The sequence below is a fragment of the Haloarcula rubra genome (assembly GCF_019599465.1).
GTDB lineage: Archaea > Halobacteriota > Halobacteria > Halobacteriales > Haloarculaceae > Haloarcula > Haloarcula rubra.
The window spans coordinates 273,381-288,849 of record NZ_RKLR01000002.1; the positions used below are offsets into that span (position 1 = coordinate 273,381).

The 15,469-nt window shown below is 61.1% G+C and carries 11 protein-coding genes; 2 read left to right on the top strand and 9 right to left on the bottom strand.

The window, feature by feature from the left end:
• Nucleotides 1-31 precede the first annotated feature (31 nt).
• Nucleotides 32-2,068, top strand: a complete 2,037-nt coding sequence (locus EGH21_RS06060; RefSeq protein ID WP_220617582.1) for a DUF6517 family protein — start codon at nucleotides 32-34, stop codon at nucleotides 2,066-2,068.
• A 1-nt stretch (nucleotide 2,069) separates the two neighbouring features.
• Here EGH21_RS06060 and EGH21_RS06065 read toward each other — a convergent pair whose 3' ends face one another.
• The 9 genes from EGH21_RS06065 to proC all read right to left on the bottom strand — a co-directional run bounded on the left by EGH21_RS06065 (nucleotide 2,070) and on the right by proC (nucleotide 12,013).
• Nucleotides 2,070-2,504, bottom strand: a complete 435-nt coding sequence (locus EGH21_RS06065) for an HIT family protein (RefSeq protein WP_220617583.1) — start codon at nucleotides 2,502-2,504, stop codon at nucleotides 2,070-2,072.
• A gap of 1,985 nt (nucleotides 2,505-4,489) precedes the next feature.
• The gene (locus tag EGH21_RS06070) at nucleotides 4,490-5,278 is read right to left on the bottom strand and encodes a hypothetical protein (RefSeq protein WP_220617584.1); all 789 of its coding nucleotides are present in this window, start codon (nucleotides 5,276-5,278) and stop codon (nucleotides 4,490-4,492) included.
• 1,069 nt (nucleotides 5,279-6,347) lie between these two features.
• Nucleotides 6,348-6,524: a hypothetical protein gene (locus EGH21_RS06075; RefSeq protein WP_220617585.1), complete on the bottom strand. Its 177-nt coding sequence runs from the start codon at nucleotides 6,522-6,524 to the stop codon at nucleotides 6,348-6,350.
• Nucleotides 6,525-6,620: 96 nt separating this feature from the next.
• Nucleotides 6,621-7,679, bottom strand: coding sequence for a tyrosine-type recombinase/integrase (locus tag EGH21_RS06080; RefSeq protein WP_220617586.1), 1,059 nt, complete (start codon nucleotides 7,677-7,679; stop codon nucleotides 6,621-6,623).
• Nucleotides 7,676-8,335: a hypothetical protein gene (locus EGH21_RS06085; RefSeq protein WP_220617587.1), complete on the bottom strand. Its 660-nt coding sequence runs from the start codon at nucleotides 8,333-8,335 to the stop codon at nucleotides 7,676-7,678. Before EGH21_RS06085 ends, EGH21_RS06080 begins: the two co-directional genes overlap by 4 nt.
• A gap of 138 nt (nucleotides 8,336-8,473) precedes the next feature.
• The gene (locus EGH21_RS06090; protein ID WP_220617588.1) at nucleotides 8,474-9,091 is read right to left on the bottom strand and encodes a uracil-DNA glycosylase; all 618 of its coding nucleotides are present in this window, start codon (nucleotides 9,089-9,091) and stop codon (nucleotides 8,474-8,476) included.
• 1 nt (nucleotide 9,092) lies between these two features.
• On the bottom strand, nucleotides 9,093-10,421 hold the full coding sequence (locus tag EGH21_RS06095; protein ID WP_220617589.1) for a glutamate-5-semialdehyde dehydrogenase: 1,329 nt from the start codon (nucleotides 10,419-10,421) through the stop codon (nucleotides 9,093-9,095).
• Complete coding sequence (proB, locus tag EGH21_RS06100) at nucleotides 10,414-11,247, bottom strand: glutamate 5-kinase (protein WP_220617590.1); 834 nt, start codon at nucleotides 11,245-11,247, stop codon at nucleotides 10,414-10,416. The genes EGH21_RS06095 and proB overlap by 8 nt, the downstream gene beginning before the upstream one ends.
• Complete coding sequence (gene proC / locus EGH21_RS06105; RefSeq protein ID WP_220617591.1) at nucleotides 11,240-12,013, bottom strand: pyrroline-5-carboxylate reductase; 774 nt, start codon at nucleotides 12,011-12,013, stop codon at nucleotides 11,240-11,242. Before proC ends, proB begins: the two co-directional genes overlap by 8 nt.
• Nucleotides 12,014-12,211: 198 nt before the next feature.
• On the opposite strand from proC, the gene ileS reads away from it, so the two are divergent.
• Nucleotides 12,212-15,418 carry an isoleucine--tRNA ligase gene (gene ileS / locus EGH21_RS06110; protein WP_220617592.1) on the top strand — a complete coding sequence of 1,069 codons (3,207 nt, stop codon included), beginning with the start codon at nucleotides 12,212-12,214 and terminating at the stop codon, nucleotides 15,416-15,418.
• Nucleotides 15,419-15,469: the final 51 nt, after the last annotated feature.

Sequence of the window (15,469 nt, forward strand, 5' to 3'; positions counted from 1 at the left end):
GGTGTTACGTACGACCTAGTAGGGTGGCCGAATGACACGAGACGGCGGTCGTGCGCCGTGGGACCGGCGTGCGTTGCTCCGGACGCTGGGGCTGACAGCCACGACTGCGGCGCTCGCCGGGTGCGGGAGTCTCACCGACCGGGAGTTCGTCGCAGACGCCGTCGTGTTGCCCGCGGCGGCGCAGTCGTCGCTGGGGTTCTCCCCGGTCGCCGAACAGTCGCGCAGACGGGCGGTCGAGCGAACCGTCGGTGGACGGGACGTCACGGCGACGGTCGAGAGCTTCCGCTCGGTGTACGCACAGACCGGCGGCGAACTGGCATCCGGGGGCCCGCCGGCGCCGCTCTTGCTCCGGTTCTGCGGCGGGCCTCCCACCGTCGGCGGGTCGACAGACCGACTGCTCGCCGCGCCCGCGACGGCGTTCGACACGGTAGGTGGCACGCTCCCCGTCCTCCGTGACGGCGTCGTCGACCCGCGCGGCGTGGTCCTGTTCGCCCCGGCGACGGCGCTGTCCGGCACGGGACTCGGCGCGAACCGAGTCCTCGCAGTCGTCCACCGCTCGGCGTTCTCCGCGGCGCAGTTCGTGGCCGACGACGCCGGCGTCACCGTCCCCGGTTCGGCGTTCTTCCCGAACTCGGTGTTCGACCTCGACACTGAGTGGTTCCCGGACAGGGACTGGACGCTGCCGGACGAGGGGGCGGGTTCGACCGTGGCGGTGTTTCCGGGGTCCGGCGTCGACACCGAGGCTCTCGGGGCCGGGGCGCGGCGGTTCGAGGCCGGGACGGCCCTCGACGCGACGTACGTCGCCGCACCGGCGGACGTGTTCTTCGACACGGGCGTCTCGGTGGCCGACCCCGAACGGACGCGCACGGTCCTCGGCACGGACGTTGGCGAACTCGGTGCGGCCGGCCCCGACGGGACGATAGCCGACGCCGGCGTCGTCGTCTTCGCCGACCGAGAGCGCGGCGTCCCGTTCGCGTACGTCCCCGGCGAGACGCTGTTCCCCGAGTCGACGTTCGTCCCCGACGCCGTCTTCGCCGCCGACCGACCGGTGCTCGCCGCGTCGCTCGGCGACCTGTTCTGCGACCGGACGTTCTTCCCGGACTCGTCTTCGCTCTCGGGGTCGCTGTTGAACCCGGAGTCGCTGGCGCTGTTCTTCCCGTCCGGACCGCTCTCGTCGGTCCCGGACCCCTTCACCGTCGTCGACTCGGACGCCGACCTCTCGCCCAGAGGCGTGATGCTGTTCTTCCCGACTGCGCCGGCCACCGTCGACGGCGCCGGCACCACCGGGGCCCCCGAGTCGCCGTTCTATCCGAGCGGCGTGTACGCTCCCGGGTCGCTCTCGTGGCCGGATTCGGTGGTCTGGCCCGACGGCCCGCTCTTTCCCGACGACGTGGTCCTCTCGATGGAGACGAACGGACACCCCGCCACGCGTACCGAACTCCCGGCCTCGTTCCCGCGTTCGGTCTTCGTCCCGGACGGGACGTTCTCGCCGACCGGGGTACTGCACCTCCCCGGCGACGTCGGCTTCTCGCCCGAACTGTTCGAGTCCGCGGGGACGACGGTCGGGCACGCTCGCTCGGCAGCGACCGAGGAACAGCACGCGTCCGAACTTGCCACCGCACCGCTCGCTCTCGGCGTCCTCAGTACGCCCGTCGCCAGCGTCGCGGGCCAGTCGCTCGACACGCTCGCGACCGTGCGCCTCTCGGACCTGCTGACGGACGCCCGAGCGGAGTCGTTCCTCGTCTCTGCCGGCGTCGGGGACGGCGGCGTCGAGTGGGCGCGCGGCCCGGCCCTGCTCGACACCGGGACGACGTCGATGCTGGGCGACTCGGTGACGATGGAGACTCACGCTGGCATCCTCGCGGGGTCGGGTCCCAGCGTCGTCTACCTCCACCTCGCACGCGTCGAGCGCGGCGACAACGTCGTCGTCAGCGCCGGCGTCCACGGGTTCGACGTCCTCGAACCCGACCGGCCGTTCGTCGGTGCGGACGGCTACGTCTCACAGGAGCGCCTCGACCGCTACCGCTCGGTCGTCGCCGCCGCCGACGCGGCGCTGACCGTCCGCTGACTCAGGCGGCGTCGCCGATTTCCGCCGCGATGCCGTCCAGTTCGTCCTCGGAGAGGTCCGGTCGGTCGCCGAACAGCGAGTGGATGGGCCGGCCGCCGTCGTCGTCGAACCGCGGAACGATGTGGCAGTGAGCGTGGGGGACCTCCTGTCCCGCCGCCTCGCCGTTGTTGAACGCGACGGTGCTGGCGGGCGCGTCGACGGCGGCCTCGACGGCCGGCGTGAGGTCGTTGACCGCCGCGAACACCGCCTCGGCCACGTCGCCGGGCATATCGCCCACGCGCTCGTGGTGGGCCTTCGGGATGACGAGCGTGTGGCCCCGTGCGAGCGGGTTCGCGTCCAGGAACGCCAGCACCGTGTCGTCCTCGTAGACGGTTCGGCTCGGGATGTCGCCAGCGACTATCTGGCAGAAGATGCAGTCGTCAACTTTGTCGTTCATATATTGTATAGACACCTCGTTGGGTTCACTCAAAATGTTGGCCCCGTAGATGATGAACGTGATGGAGGGTCCACTTATTATCCGTCATAATAGCAGTTGAACAAATATTGACCGAATCGCTATCAACGGTCCGTCGAGGTAACAACTCTATATTTGTATATCAGTTCAAGCGATACATGAGAAAATATAATTGAAGACGACTTAACTAAGCACACATTGTGCTACAGTCTTCAGCTGTACAGCAAGTAGATATTGCTACGAGACTGTTTCAAGCCGTTTTAGTTGTGACGCCATTCTATATGGCATCTGTTCGCTATATTACTACAAAAGTAGGAGAATATAATGAACGGAAAGAAGGATTTCGCACGAGTGATGTGATTTTTTGGGTCAATGCCACTTACACATCGTGGTTTGTACTTATACTTGCTGTCTACGAAAGTATCAAGGTTCTACTGCCGTTTTTGGACGTACATCTGACCCGAGCAGTCTTGCTGTTGGGGGGATTTATAGTCGTTTCAGGGTTCACAGTCTTAGGTCCTCTAACTGAGACTGCAAGAGATGTGTTGACTGAAGGTAACTTTTTGAAAACGGGTAGTGGAATAGTGATACAGTCTGTAATCTCACTCATGTATGTGACAATCATATCTCCAATCTAATTCTGTGGACCAAAGGAGTACTTCAGTAAGATTGTATGGTCTACCAATATCACTGCACGATGTTCGGACAGACGACGATGTGCCATGGGCGTGCAACCCTCGGCTATCAACTTCCGTCGACCGAAGACGCCGACGACAACGGCCATCCGACGGCGACAGACGACATTGAGAGGGGGTGACGAAAGATACAGGGGCAAGAACGCTTCTCAGAATACGGGTGAGGGCATCCCGATATCGCGTCTTCGAAGACTAATTCAGCCGACTATGTGACCGACGATGTTGTAATCCATCGGGCAGTCGGTGTTGTTCCGATGGCGACTATCCGTGTTCTCTTCGCTCAGCGCACTCGTTTCACTCTAAGTACCTACTGTATATCCACTCCTCTGCAAAATGGGAAGAGGTACTCCTGTTCTATCACGTGGTACGGTTCTCCTCGATAGAGTTGGGTCGGGGCATTAGCGACGAACTTGCGTGGTGCATACCCAATCAATCGGCACGTTGTTCTGTCAGCACGACTTGCGAGGACGTAATAGTCTGCTGTCAGTGGCTTGTATGCGTCAACGGTGAGTGCGGGCGACTGTCGATGTCGTCCAACTGTTTTCACATCGATTGTCGCCCCTTGATACGGTAAGTCAACGCCACCGTCGCCACCATCGGCGTAGACCTCCACATCAAGTCGGTCCTCGATGTGGAGGTAATGTGCCACGGCATCCTCACCAAGTAGGCCGATGAGGTGATTGTCCGACTTTCCTCTTGCACTATTGGCTATACGGCTTGCGTGTTCTCCCAACGCGTAGAATCGTCCATCAGGGATATGTACAAGCGGATGGTCGGAGAGTGACAGCTGTGCCGCCGACACAAGAGGTGTCGGTGCTGGTTCTTCTTGCGGCGTCGGATTGTTGTCTCGACTCATAGATGTCTCTCTTCGTGGTCCCACCGATTCTGAAATGACCGAAGGAATGAGTACCCCAAACGACGAAGGGCTATTCATCCCTCGGTCATCGAAGCACCTCGGTGGCCGTGGGTGCTATCTACGTGTGTCGTCGAGCTTGGTCGGCCTGCGACACACGTTCACACATTGTGAACGATAGCGATGCCACTCTTCGGGTGCTACCATTCACGTATTCATCGTTTTCAGGGCTTCTCAGCCCCGTTTTCGCACGATGCGATTAAGGATTCGGGGGATTGGTACTTAAAAACAGCGACCACCCAACAGAAGTCGCACGATTTCTGACTAATCACAAGACACCACAAGGGCTATTCTCAGAATTCTGGGCTATATAGTATCTATGTACTAACTAAGGACAGCAAATGTCGTGAATTAGCGGTCTACTGAACACTTCTGCGTACGAACTCTTGGAACGTATCACCACCATTGAATTGCCTTCTTTTTCTGGCCCACAGTACCGCCCCAAAACGTCTGATATATCGTTGAGCGTCAAGCGTCCCGTTCCACCCAACAAGGTCCTCAGTTTGCATTTCCAACAAATCCGTGTTGGTGCCATCTTCTGGTTCCCATATCTGAACGTCAACGAATTGTCTATCTTCTCTCGACAACTGTGGGCAGTGTTTCAGATGCTTATCCACTGTGGACTCAAAATCAGCCGATTCTACATCTCCGTCCACCCATAGACTATGCTTCAGCGTAACGCTTCCATCTTGGTTCGGACAAAGTATCCAGTGTCGAGCATAATCAAGACTCAAGCTCTCTCCAAGTTTGTAGCCGATTGCGTCTGTTACACTCTGCATAGGCGAGAGTAAATCGTCAAGATAGTCTGCTGGTGGACGGTATTCACCACGGTCGTTATGCAGTGGTGAGGAGAGAGATATCATGACACAATGAAGGTCCTCAAACTGGTGTTGAAGCTGTCTGTCCGCTCCTGCTACCTTTCCGTAGTGCCTTTTTGCATATCTGTCGACAAAACGGTTACTCGTAGACCAACTACCGTCTTCAAGGCGCATTTCTCTTGATTTCTGTCTCCGAAGATACGACTGAAAGGCAGATAGGGTGTCATCAACAGTCTTGACAGTGCCGTCGTCATACTCCGCTTCCTCTCGAAGCGAACTATCTCTTACTGTAAGAGGGAGTTCCTCGATACCACTATTGTGAATTGTCATGCTCGTTATTGCTCTTGGTATCCCGTACTTCGGGACCAACCTTAGGATTGCTCCACATTGTTGACGACATCAAATCAACGGTCGGCGGACGGTTCAAGCACTAACCCGCCAACTCATGACTTCAACGTCTTGCGATTGTTTCTTTTCCCCCTTCTTCTTTCTATTATCTCTATCTCCTCCCTTCCTCTTTCCCCCTTCTCTCCTCAATGAAAGTAATATTCTAACTCCTCTCATCCCCCATACGCGTAACCCTCCTCTGACTCTTGATTGACTAACAACATCTCCCAATTCTTCAAAAAAGGGATGGTGAATACAGCAAGAGTGTGTTTTTCGATGGTCGTTGAAAGATTGCTATCGACGGAGACGGTCCCCGAATTCTCATATTCTCAGTAATTCAGTTGAGACAGATACGGAGTTCTTAATTGGCTATCTTCTAACCACATACTCCATCATATCCACAGTCAGTTCTAAGGCTGTTCAGGCGCCGTGAAATCGTTCTATACTCTATCCAAGAGGGAAACATCATACAATCCCTCAAATCGATTGTGTGCCGTCTCAGAGCATATAAGATATTATTGAGATATGGTGAATACAGTAAATCCTCAGAATCTCGATACTGCTATTCGCCGTCCTTGGGTTCTTCGACAATCGGGACGCTTTAGGTACCTCCGTAACCAACGATGAACTACACAGATAGCCCCTTGAATGAGTCCTTCAGGGACTTCGCAGAAACAGACAAAACACGTCTAACTGCGTCGTCGGTCGATAACTTGGTAAGCTCGACCGAGGGACACTACGTCCGTCTACTAAATGGATACAGCCAACCACTCCGAATCAACGGATGTGGTGAGGGACCGACAGGGGAATCGTTCACCTCATAGGTGGACACAAAATCCATCGATATACAGCAAGTGAGTGTCTTACGACACCAATCCTCAACTCTGTATGATGATGGTGATTGTAAGATACTCGTATATCTTTTGACAGTATATTAGTAGACGGTACTGTCCGTCGATACACCATCGAGAATAAGGGCTACGTCTCTCCGTTGTCGTCAGACAGAACGGACCTACGATAACTGTCCTTGCACAGTCATGAAGATGTACGTCAGTGCGACGAATGAACCGAGAAGTCCCCCGACCCACGGAGTAATCACGTATCCGATGAATCCACCAATGGCACCAAACATTATCGTCCCGAAAGCGTGCCCCATCGATTTGTATAATGCTTCTGTCCGTTCACTCATACTCCAGAATGTCCGTATCATAAACATAAATCTGTGGGATAAATTAGAAGTCGTTGAGTCCTTTGCTGAGTGGGTGAAATATATCTGTATCCGTTATCAGTCGAATCCGAGGACAGGACCCTTGCTCTGAATCGCCTTCTTTGTCTTTTCCTCGTGTTCTCGAAGGTAGACCATTGTCGTCTCGATTTTCTCGTGATGCATGGCGTTCTTGACTTCGTTGACGTTCATGCCGTTCTCTAAGGCCATCATCCCAAACGAATGTCGTAGGGTATGAGGCGTGATTGCGACACGTTCATCGCCGTTTGCATCTGTCCCAATAACCTCCTGAAGCCCTGCTTTATCAGCCGCCGTCCGAACGATGTGCCGAATCGACTCGTATCCAATTTGTTCGCTCTGTCTTGAGACAAACAGATACGGTGAGGATTCCGCAGATGGATAGGACGGACGGTCGAGGTTGACATACGCATCAAGTGCGTCTGTCACCTTCTCCGAGCGCCAATAGACGGTAATAATCTCAGGGTCGTTCTCCTCGGATAGTTTCGGGGACTTGACCGTCAACGACGGCTCGTTCCAATCAACCGACTCAACTTTGGCTTCTTGAATCTCAGACGCTCGGAGTCCCGTGTTCGCCATCAGCAGTAACATCGCTCGATTCCGAACCGTCGGCTCGGGGACGTGGTTGACCAACTCCGATATTTCTTCAGGTTCGAGGTAGTGGAATGCGTCGTCGTTGGTGTCGTCCGACTCCTTCATCGTTGTCTCACCCAATCCCGACACATCCCCTCTGTCAAGACGTTCTGTCGGCGTCGGTTCGTCGTGAGGGAGTAGGTCCATCTCTCCCTTCAAGACGGAATAGAATCGACTGATTGCCGAGTAGCGGTGTCCAACGGTCTTAGGTTGCAACGTCTCGGCTTCGTTTTCGAGGAAAGATTTGACGACGTTACGGGTTACGTCCTCAGTTAGATGCTTGCCGTGGTCGTTGATTGCGTCGTAGAAGGGACCGAAGTTGACCTTATAGAATGATGCTGTGTTCTCCTTCTTGTTGGACTCTGCCCATCCCTCGAAAGCGTCACGAAGCTCCTCGTTGGACATCTCTGACGCTTTTTTATCCTCGTATTCGGTCGCATCCTCGAAGGGATTGTATGGCTCGCTCATTCTCTCGACTCCTGTCGGTTACGGAACTTTCGCCGTTTCTGTTCCTCATCGACATTTCGACCGTCGGCATACGGTTGAAATTCTAACTCACGGTCCGACCAATACCGTCGAACTTCATCCACCGTCCCTGTCTCCACGAACGAGTCTTGTTGCATCGTGAGGGCTTTGAGGGACTGTTCTACCGTCCCTCGGTCAACGTCCAACTGTTCGACAAAGGCGTCAACTGTACCTTCCCATATGACGGGTTCGCCCCACCGAGTGTCTTCGTACTGCTGTTTGTCACCCTCCCATGTCTCGGAATGAGGACGGGCGGGTGGAATCGCTCGAATGAGTTGGTCGCTGAATGGTCTGTCGTCGGACCCAAACAACTCTTGTTCGATGTATCCAACCGACTCGTCAGTCCGTTCAACGGTGGTCTGTACGTCTTGAACGGTGTCCTCAATGGTTGCAAGGCGGTCGGATAGGTCGTCGGGTATGTCAACGCTTTCCGACGACGACGCTGATTGTGATTGCTCGGGGTCGATGAACGCCTCAACTGCTGTTCGGACGAGTCCCGAGATACCACCGCTAACTCGTTTATCCTCCTCTGCGTAACGCTCCCAACGTTCTTTCTGTTCAGGGTCCAGTCGGACGTTGATTTGCTGTCGGTCCGTCATATCTCGCACTGTCTCTCGCCTTGTCTATAAATCCTATGTACGATTCAAACCAGAAGATGCAGTCGTCCATAGCTGTGTGGTCGTCCGGTTTTCACATCAAGGTTGGGCTACCGACGACGGCTGCTGGGCCGGGGCGGTTCAGTTCGGCTGTGGCACCGTCTCGGCGATGGCGGCGACGTACGCCTCGTAGTCGTAGCCCAGTCGCGAGAGCCACACCTCCTGATAGCTCGGATGCAGGAGCGGGACGACGGGGACGCCGAGCGTCTCGCTCCGGCGAACCGTGAGGACGCTGTCGAGGAACCCGTCCAGCGAATCGTCGTCCAGCGCCAGCACCGTCTCGGTGGCGTGTCGCCCGGTCGTGAGGACCGCTCGCGGCGCGACCGTCTCGACCTCCTCGACCAGATAGGGCCGACAGTTCGCCAGTTCCTCGTCCGTCGGGTCCCGGTTCTCCGGCGGGTGGCACTTCACCGCGTTCGTGTAGTAACAGTCCTCGTGGCCGAAGCCGGCGTCGGCCAGCAGTTCGCGGACCTTCCGGCCGGAGGCCCGCGAGGTGTAGGCCATCCCGGTCAGGTTCCCGCCGCGCCACTGCTCGGCTTCGGGGTCGCCGCGTGCCGGCGCTTCGCCGACGACCACGAGGGCGGCGTCGAGGGGGCCGTTCCCCCACGAGATACACTCGCGGCTCTCGGCCAGTACGGGACAGCGGTGACAGTCCGCCGCGAGTGCGCGGCGCTCGTCGCCGTCCGGAAACTGCGGCACGCTACTCGTCGGACAGGTGACCGGGACGCCACTCGCCGTCGAACTCGCGGTGGGTAAAGGGCAGGGCGTCGTCGCCGGCGTAGGTGGCGACCAACTGTCCGTCGCCCTCCAGATAGTACTTGTAGGTCGTCAGGCCCTCCAGCCCCACGGGGCCGCGGGCGTGAATCTTGCCCGTCGAGATGCCGACTTCGGCACCGAGGCCGTAGCGGTAGCCGTCGGCGAAGCGGGTCGAGGCGTTGTGGAAGACGCTGGCGGCGTCGATGCCGGTCATGAACGTCTCGGCGGTGTCGGCGTCCTCGGTGACGATGGACTCGGTGTGCTTCGAGCCGAAGGTGTTGGCGTGGTCGACGGCCTCGTAGACGTCGTCGACGACCTTGATGGACAGTTCGAGGTCGCCGTACTCGGTCTCCCAGTCGTCGTCGGTCGCGGGGTCGACGTCGACGACGTCGCGGGTGGCCGCGTCGCCGCGCAGCGTCACGCCGGCCTCGCGGTAGCGCGCGACCATCTCGGGGAGGAACTCGTCGGCCACGGCGTCGTTCACGAGCAGCGTCTCGACGGCGTTACACACCGCCGGGTACTGCACCTTCGCGTCGAAGGCGACGTCCCCGGCCATCTCGAGGTCGGCGGCCTCGTCGACGTAGACGTGACAGACGCCCTCGGTGTGGCCCAGCACGGGAATCTGAGTGTTGTCCTGGATGTAGGAGACGAACTCCGAGGAGCCACGCGGCATGACGAGGTCGACCTTGTCGTCCATCTCCAGCAGGGCGTCGACCTCCTCGTGGGCCTCGATGAGCGTCGCCCAGCCGACCGGCAGGTCGCCGGTCGCCTCGACGATGGTCTCGTAGAGGACGCGGTTGGACTCGCTGGCCTCGCTGCCGCCCTTCAGGATGACGGCGTTACCGGACTTCAGCGCGAGCGCGGCTATCTGGACCAGCGCGTCGGGGCGGGACTCGAAGATGGTCCCGACGACGCCGATGGGGACCGCGACCTTGTACAGTTCGAGGTCCTCGTCCAGTTCGCGCGCGGCCAGCGTCTCCCCCAGCGGGTCGTCCTGCTCGGCGACGGACTCGACCATCTCGGCGATGCTCTCTAGCTTGCCCTCGTCGAGTTTCAGTCGGTCGACGAGCGCCTGCGTGTACTCGCCCTCCGCGAGCATCTCCTCGGCGGCGGCGACGTCCTCCTCGTTGGCCGCGAGGATGGCGTCGCTGTTGTCGCGGATGGCGTCGGCGATGGCCGAGAGCGCGGCGTCGCGCTCGGCGGCGTCGACGTTGGCCAACCGCAGGGCCGCGGACTGTGCAGCGGTCACCTGTTGCTCGGTCGTCTCAGTCATCTGTCTCACCGTTTATCGGGACGAATATTGTGCCCACCGATTCCGCCTCGGCGACCTTCCGCAGGACGTCTGGCTCCGTCGACTCCGCGATGATGGCGGGGATGCCGTGTTCGCTGACGTCCCGCGCGCCGCGGACCTTCGTCTGGATGCCGCCGAACCCGCCGGTCGAACTCTCCGTGACGACGTCTTCGACCTCGCCGTAGTTCTCGCCGACGACCGGGATGTGCTCGGCGTCGTCGTCCTCCTTCGGGTTGCCGGTGTAGACGCCGCTGACGTCGGTCAGGGTCACCAGCAGGTCGACGCCGACGCCGATGGCGATGGAGGCCGAAATCATGTCGTTGTCGCCTATCTGGAGTTCCTCGGTCGCGACGGCGTCGTTCTCGTTGATGATGGGGACGATACCCCAGTCCAGCAGCGTCTCGACGGTGTTGCGGAAGTTGGTGAACCGCTCGGGGTTCTCTAAGTCGTGTTCCGTGATGAGTATCTGGGCGACCTTGCGGTCGTAGCGGGCGAAACTCTCCGTGTAGCGGTGCATCAGGTGGCTCTGGCCGACCGTCGAGAGCGCCTGTGACTTCTCGACGGTCTCGGTGTCGTGGTCGACCCGGCCGATGCCGGCGCCGACGGCCCCGGAGGAGACCAGCATGACCTCCTTGCCCCGGGACAGCAGCGCTTCGATGTCGTCGACGAGTTTGTCCAGTTTCTCGTCGTCCAAGTTCGAGGCCGCGTCGGTCAGCGAGTTCGTCCCGGCCTTGACGATGACGCGCTCGGCCGCGGCGGCCTGTTCGCGGGCGCGGGAGAGCGCGGCGCTGTCGACGTGCTCAGTCATCCTCGAACGCGGCCGCCAGTTCTTCCGAGCGTCGTTCGGCGGCCGCGACGGCGTCGGCCATGGCCGCGTCGGCGTCGCTGTCCCAGAGGACCTCCATGCCCTCGATGGTCGTCCCGTTGGGCGAACAGACCGCGTCGATGAGTTCGTCGGCGGTGCGGTCGTCCTGCAGGACGGTCTCGGCCGCGCCCTTGAACGTCTGGGCGGCGAGCACCTGCGCCTCCTCGTGGTCCAGTCCGCCGGCGACGCCGGCCTCGGTCATGGCCTCGATGAAGTAGAAGACGAAGGCCGGGCCGCTCCCGTTGACCGCGGTGGCGATGTCCATCTGGGACTCCTCGATTTCGGCGAACTCGCCCACGTCGTCCAGCAGTTCGCGGACCTCGTCGGTGACGTCGCCGGTCGCCGCGGCCGCCATGTCCCGCGTCTCGGCGGCGAGGTTCGGCATGATTCGCACGACCCGCGCGTCGGTCCGGGCCTCGACGAACGCCGTCGGGACGCCGGCCGCGATGGAGACCAGCGTCTGGTCGGCCGAGAGGTCGAGTTCGTCCAGCACCGCTTCCACGATGTCCGGCTTGACGGCGAGGAAGACGACGTCGGCGTCTTCGGCCCGCCCCACGTCGTCGGTCGTCGCTTCGCAGTAGTCGGCGACGGCGGCCAGCGCGTCCGGGTCGAGGTCGCAGGCGACGACAGAGTGGTTGCCAGACGCGTAGAGCCCCCTCACGAGAGCGCTGCCCATGTTCCCGCAGCCGATGACACACGTACGTACCATAGTCTCTAGTCCACCGGACGAGGTGGAGAGACTAATTGTGTTTTCATCTCGCACGGCCGAGTGGCGCGACCCCGAGACTGGCACGGTCGCCTGCACAGCGGCCAGACCGCCGGCCTGTTGCTCGAGCGCGAGCGCTGACGGCCGACGGCCACGCTGACAACCGATTGCCCTTTAATGCCGGCGGCGAATGTGACCGATATGGAACGGTTCGCCGCGGTCGACGACCAGTACGACCCCGAGTCTGTCGAGGACGGGGTCTTCGAGTACTGGGACGACGTCGACGCCTACGAGCAGACGGTCGAGCACCGCGCCGACGGGGAGGAGTTCTTCTTCGTCGACGGGCCGCCCTACACCTCCGGGGCCGCCCACATGGGGACGACGTGGAACAAGACGCTGAAGGACCTCTACATCCGCTACCACCGGATGCAGGGCTACGACGTGACCGACCGGCCGGGCTACGACATGCACGGCCTCCCTATCGAGACGAAAGTCGAGGAGCGACTCGACTTCGAGAACAAGAAGGACATCGAACGCTTCGGCGAGGAGAACTTCATCGAGGAGTGCAAGGCCTTCGCCGAGGAGCAACTCGAGGGCCTCCAGACGGACTTTCAGGACTTCGGCGTTTGGATGGACTGGGACGACCCCTACAAGACGGTCGACCCCGAGTACATGGAGGCCGCGTGGTGGGGGTTCCAGCAGGCCCACGAACGCGGACTGGTCGAACAGGGCCAGCGCTCTATCAACCAGTGTCCCCGCTGTGAGACGGCCATCGCCAACAACGAGGTCGAACGCGAGGAGGTCGGCAAGCCCTCTATCTATGTCAAATTCCCGCTGGCCGACCGGGAGGGGCATCTGGTCATCTGGACGACGACGCCGTGGACCATCCCCGCAAACACCTTCGTCGCCGTCGACGGCGACGTGACCTATCAGGGCGTCCGCGCCGAGAGAGACGGCGAGAGCGAGGTCCTCTACGTCGCCGAACCGCGCGTCGAGGACGTCCTCTCGAAGGGCCGCTACGAGGACTACGAGGTAATCGAGGAGGTCACCGGCGAGGAGATGGTCGGCTGGGAGTACGATCACCCGCTGGCCGAGGAAGTGCCCGACCACGCCCAAGGCGAGGGGTCGGGACAGGTGTACACCGCCGACTACGTCGACGCCGAGGACCAGACCGGGCTGGTCCACTCCGCGCCCGGTCACGGTGAGGAGGACTTCGAACGGGGTCGGGAACTCGGCCTCGAAATATTCTGTCCCGTCGGCGGCGACGGCGTCTACACCGAACAGGGTGGCGAGTACGCCGGCACGTTCGTCCGGGACGCCAACGACGACGTCGTCGCCGACCTGGACGCGAAGGGGTACCTGCTCGCCAGCGAGTCGGGCTACACCGTCAACGAGGGGCACTGCTGGCGCTGTGACACCGGCATCGTCCGCATCGTCACCGACCAGTGGTTCATCACGGTCACCGACATCAAGGACGAACTGTTGGCCAACATCGAGGACAGCGAGTGGCACCCCCAGTGGGCGCGTGACAACCGCTTCCGGGACTTCGTCGAGGACGCCCCGGACTGGAACGTCTCTCGGCAGCGGTACTGGGGCATCCCCATCCCCATCTGGTTGCCCGACGACTGGAGCGGGTCGATGGACGACGCCATCGTCGTCGGCGACCGCGAGGAACTCGCCGACCGCGTCGACCAAGATATCGACCCCGAGACGGTGGACCTGCACAAGGGTACCGTCGACGACCTCACGATTACGGAGGACGGGACCACGTACACCCGCGTCGGCGACGTCTTCGACGTGTGGCTGGACTCCTCCGTGGCGACGTGGGGGACGCTGGACTACCCCGAGAAGGAGGAGGACTTCGAGCGCCTGTGGCCCGCCGACCTCATCATGGAGGCCCACGACCAGACCCGCGGGTGGTTCTGGTCCCAGCTCGGTATGTCGACGGCGGCGACCGGCAAATCACCGTACGAGGAGGTGTTGATGCACGGCTACGCGAACATGCCCGACGGCCGCGGCATGTCGAAGTCGAAGGGTATCCTCGTCGACCCCCACGAGGTCATCGAGAAGCACGGTCGGGACCCGATGCGCCTGTTCCTGCTGTCGGTCACCGCGCAGGGCGAGGACATGAACTTCTCGTGGGAGGAGACTCAGGAGATGCAGCGCCGCCTCAACATCCTCTGGAACGTCGCCCGGTTCCCGCTGCCGTACATGCGGGCCGACGACTTCGACCCGGAGGCCACGACGGTCGAGTCGGTCCGCGAGGACCTCGAACTCGCCGACGAGTGGGTCCTCTCGCGCCTCCAGAGCGTCGAGGCGGCGATGACCGAGCACATGGAGAACTTCGAGAACGACAAGGCCGCTCACGAACTGCTGGACTTCGTCGTCGAGGACGTCTCCCGGTTCTACATCCAGGTCGTCCGCGAGCGGATGTGGGAGGAGGAGGACAGCGACTCCAAACAGGCCGCCTACGCGACGCTGTACCGCGTCCTCGAAGAAGTGGCCGCCCTCTTCGCCCCGTTCACGCCGTTCGTCGCCGAGGAGATATACAGTTCGCTGACCGGCGACGCGGGCCACCCCACCGTCCACATGTGCGACTGGCCCGAAGCGACCGACGACCTCCACGACCCCGCCCTCGAGGACGAGATGGAGGTCGTTCGGGAAGTCGAGGAGGCCGGCTCGAACGCCCGCCAGCAGGCCGAGCGGAAACTCCGCTGGCCGGTCACGCGCGTCGTCGTCGACACCGACAGCGAGGCCGTGGCCGACGCCGTGCGCGCGCAGGCGGCCATCGTCGGCGACCGCCTCAACGCTCGCACCGTCGACGTCGTCGGCCCGGACGAGGCGTGGGGGGAACTCCACTACTCCGCCGAGGCCGACATGAGCGAACTCGGCCCGGCGTTCGGCGACGACGCCGGCCGCGTGATGAACGCGATGAACGACGCCCGACTCGAGGAGCCGTCTCTCGATGCCCTCGAAGGAGACGTGGAGGACGCGCTCGGTGAGTCGGTCGAGTTGACCGACGAGATGGTGACCTTCCGCCGTGAGACGCCCGAGGGCGTCACGGGGACGGAGTTCTCGGCGCTGGACGGCGGCGGCGTCGTCTACGTCGACACGGCGCTCACCGAGGATATCGAGAGCGAGGGGTACGCCCGCGAGGTCATCCGCCGGGTCCAGGAGATGCGCAAGGACCTCGAACTGGACATCGAGGCCCGCATCGTCGTGGACCTCTCGATTGCGGACGACCGCGTCGACTCGCTGGTCCGCGAACACGAAGCGCTCGTCGCCGAGGAGGTCCGTGCCGACGAGTTCGGGGCCGTCGAGGACGGCCACCGCAAGACGTGGGACGTCGAAGGCGTCGAGATGGAGATAGCTATTTCGCCGGTCGCGGCGGCAGAAGCGTCCGACTGAAACGGTCCGTCTTCTCTTCGCCGCCTCCTTCGGGAGCATCTGGTAACAAAT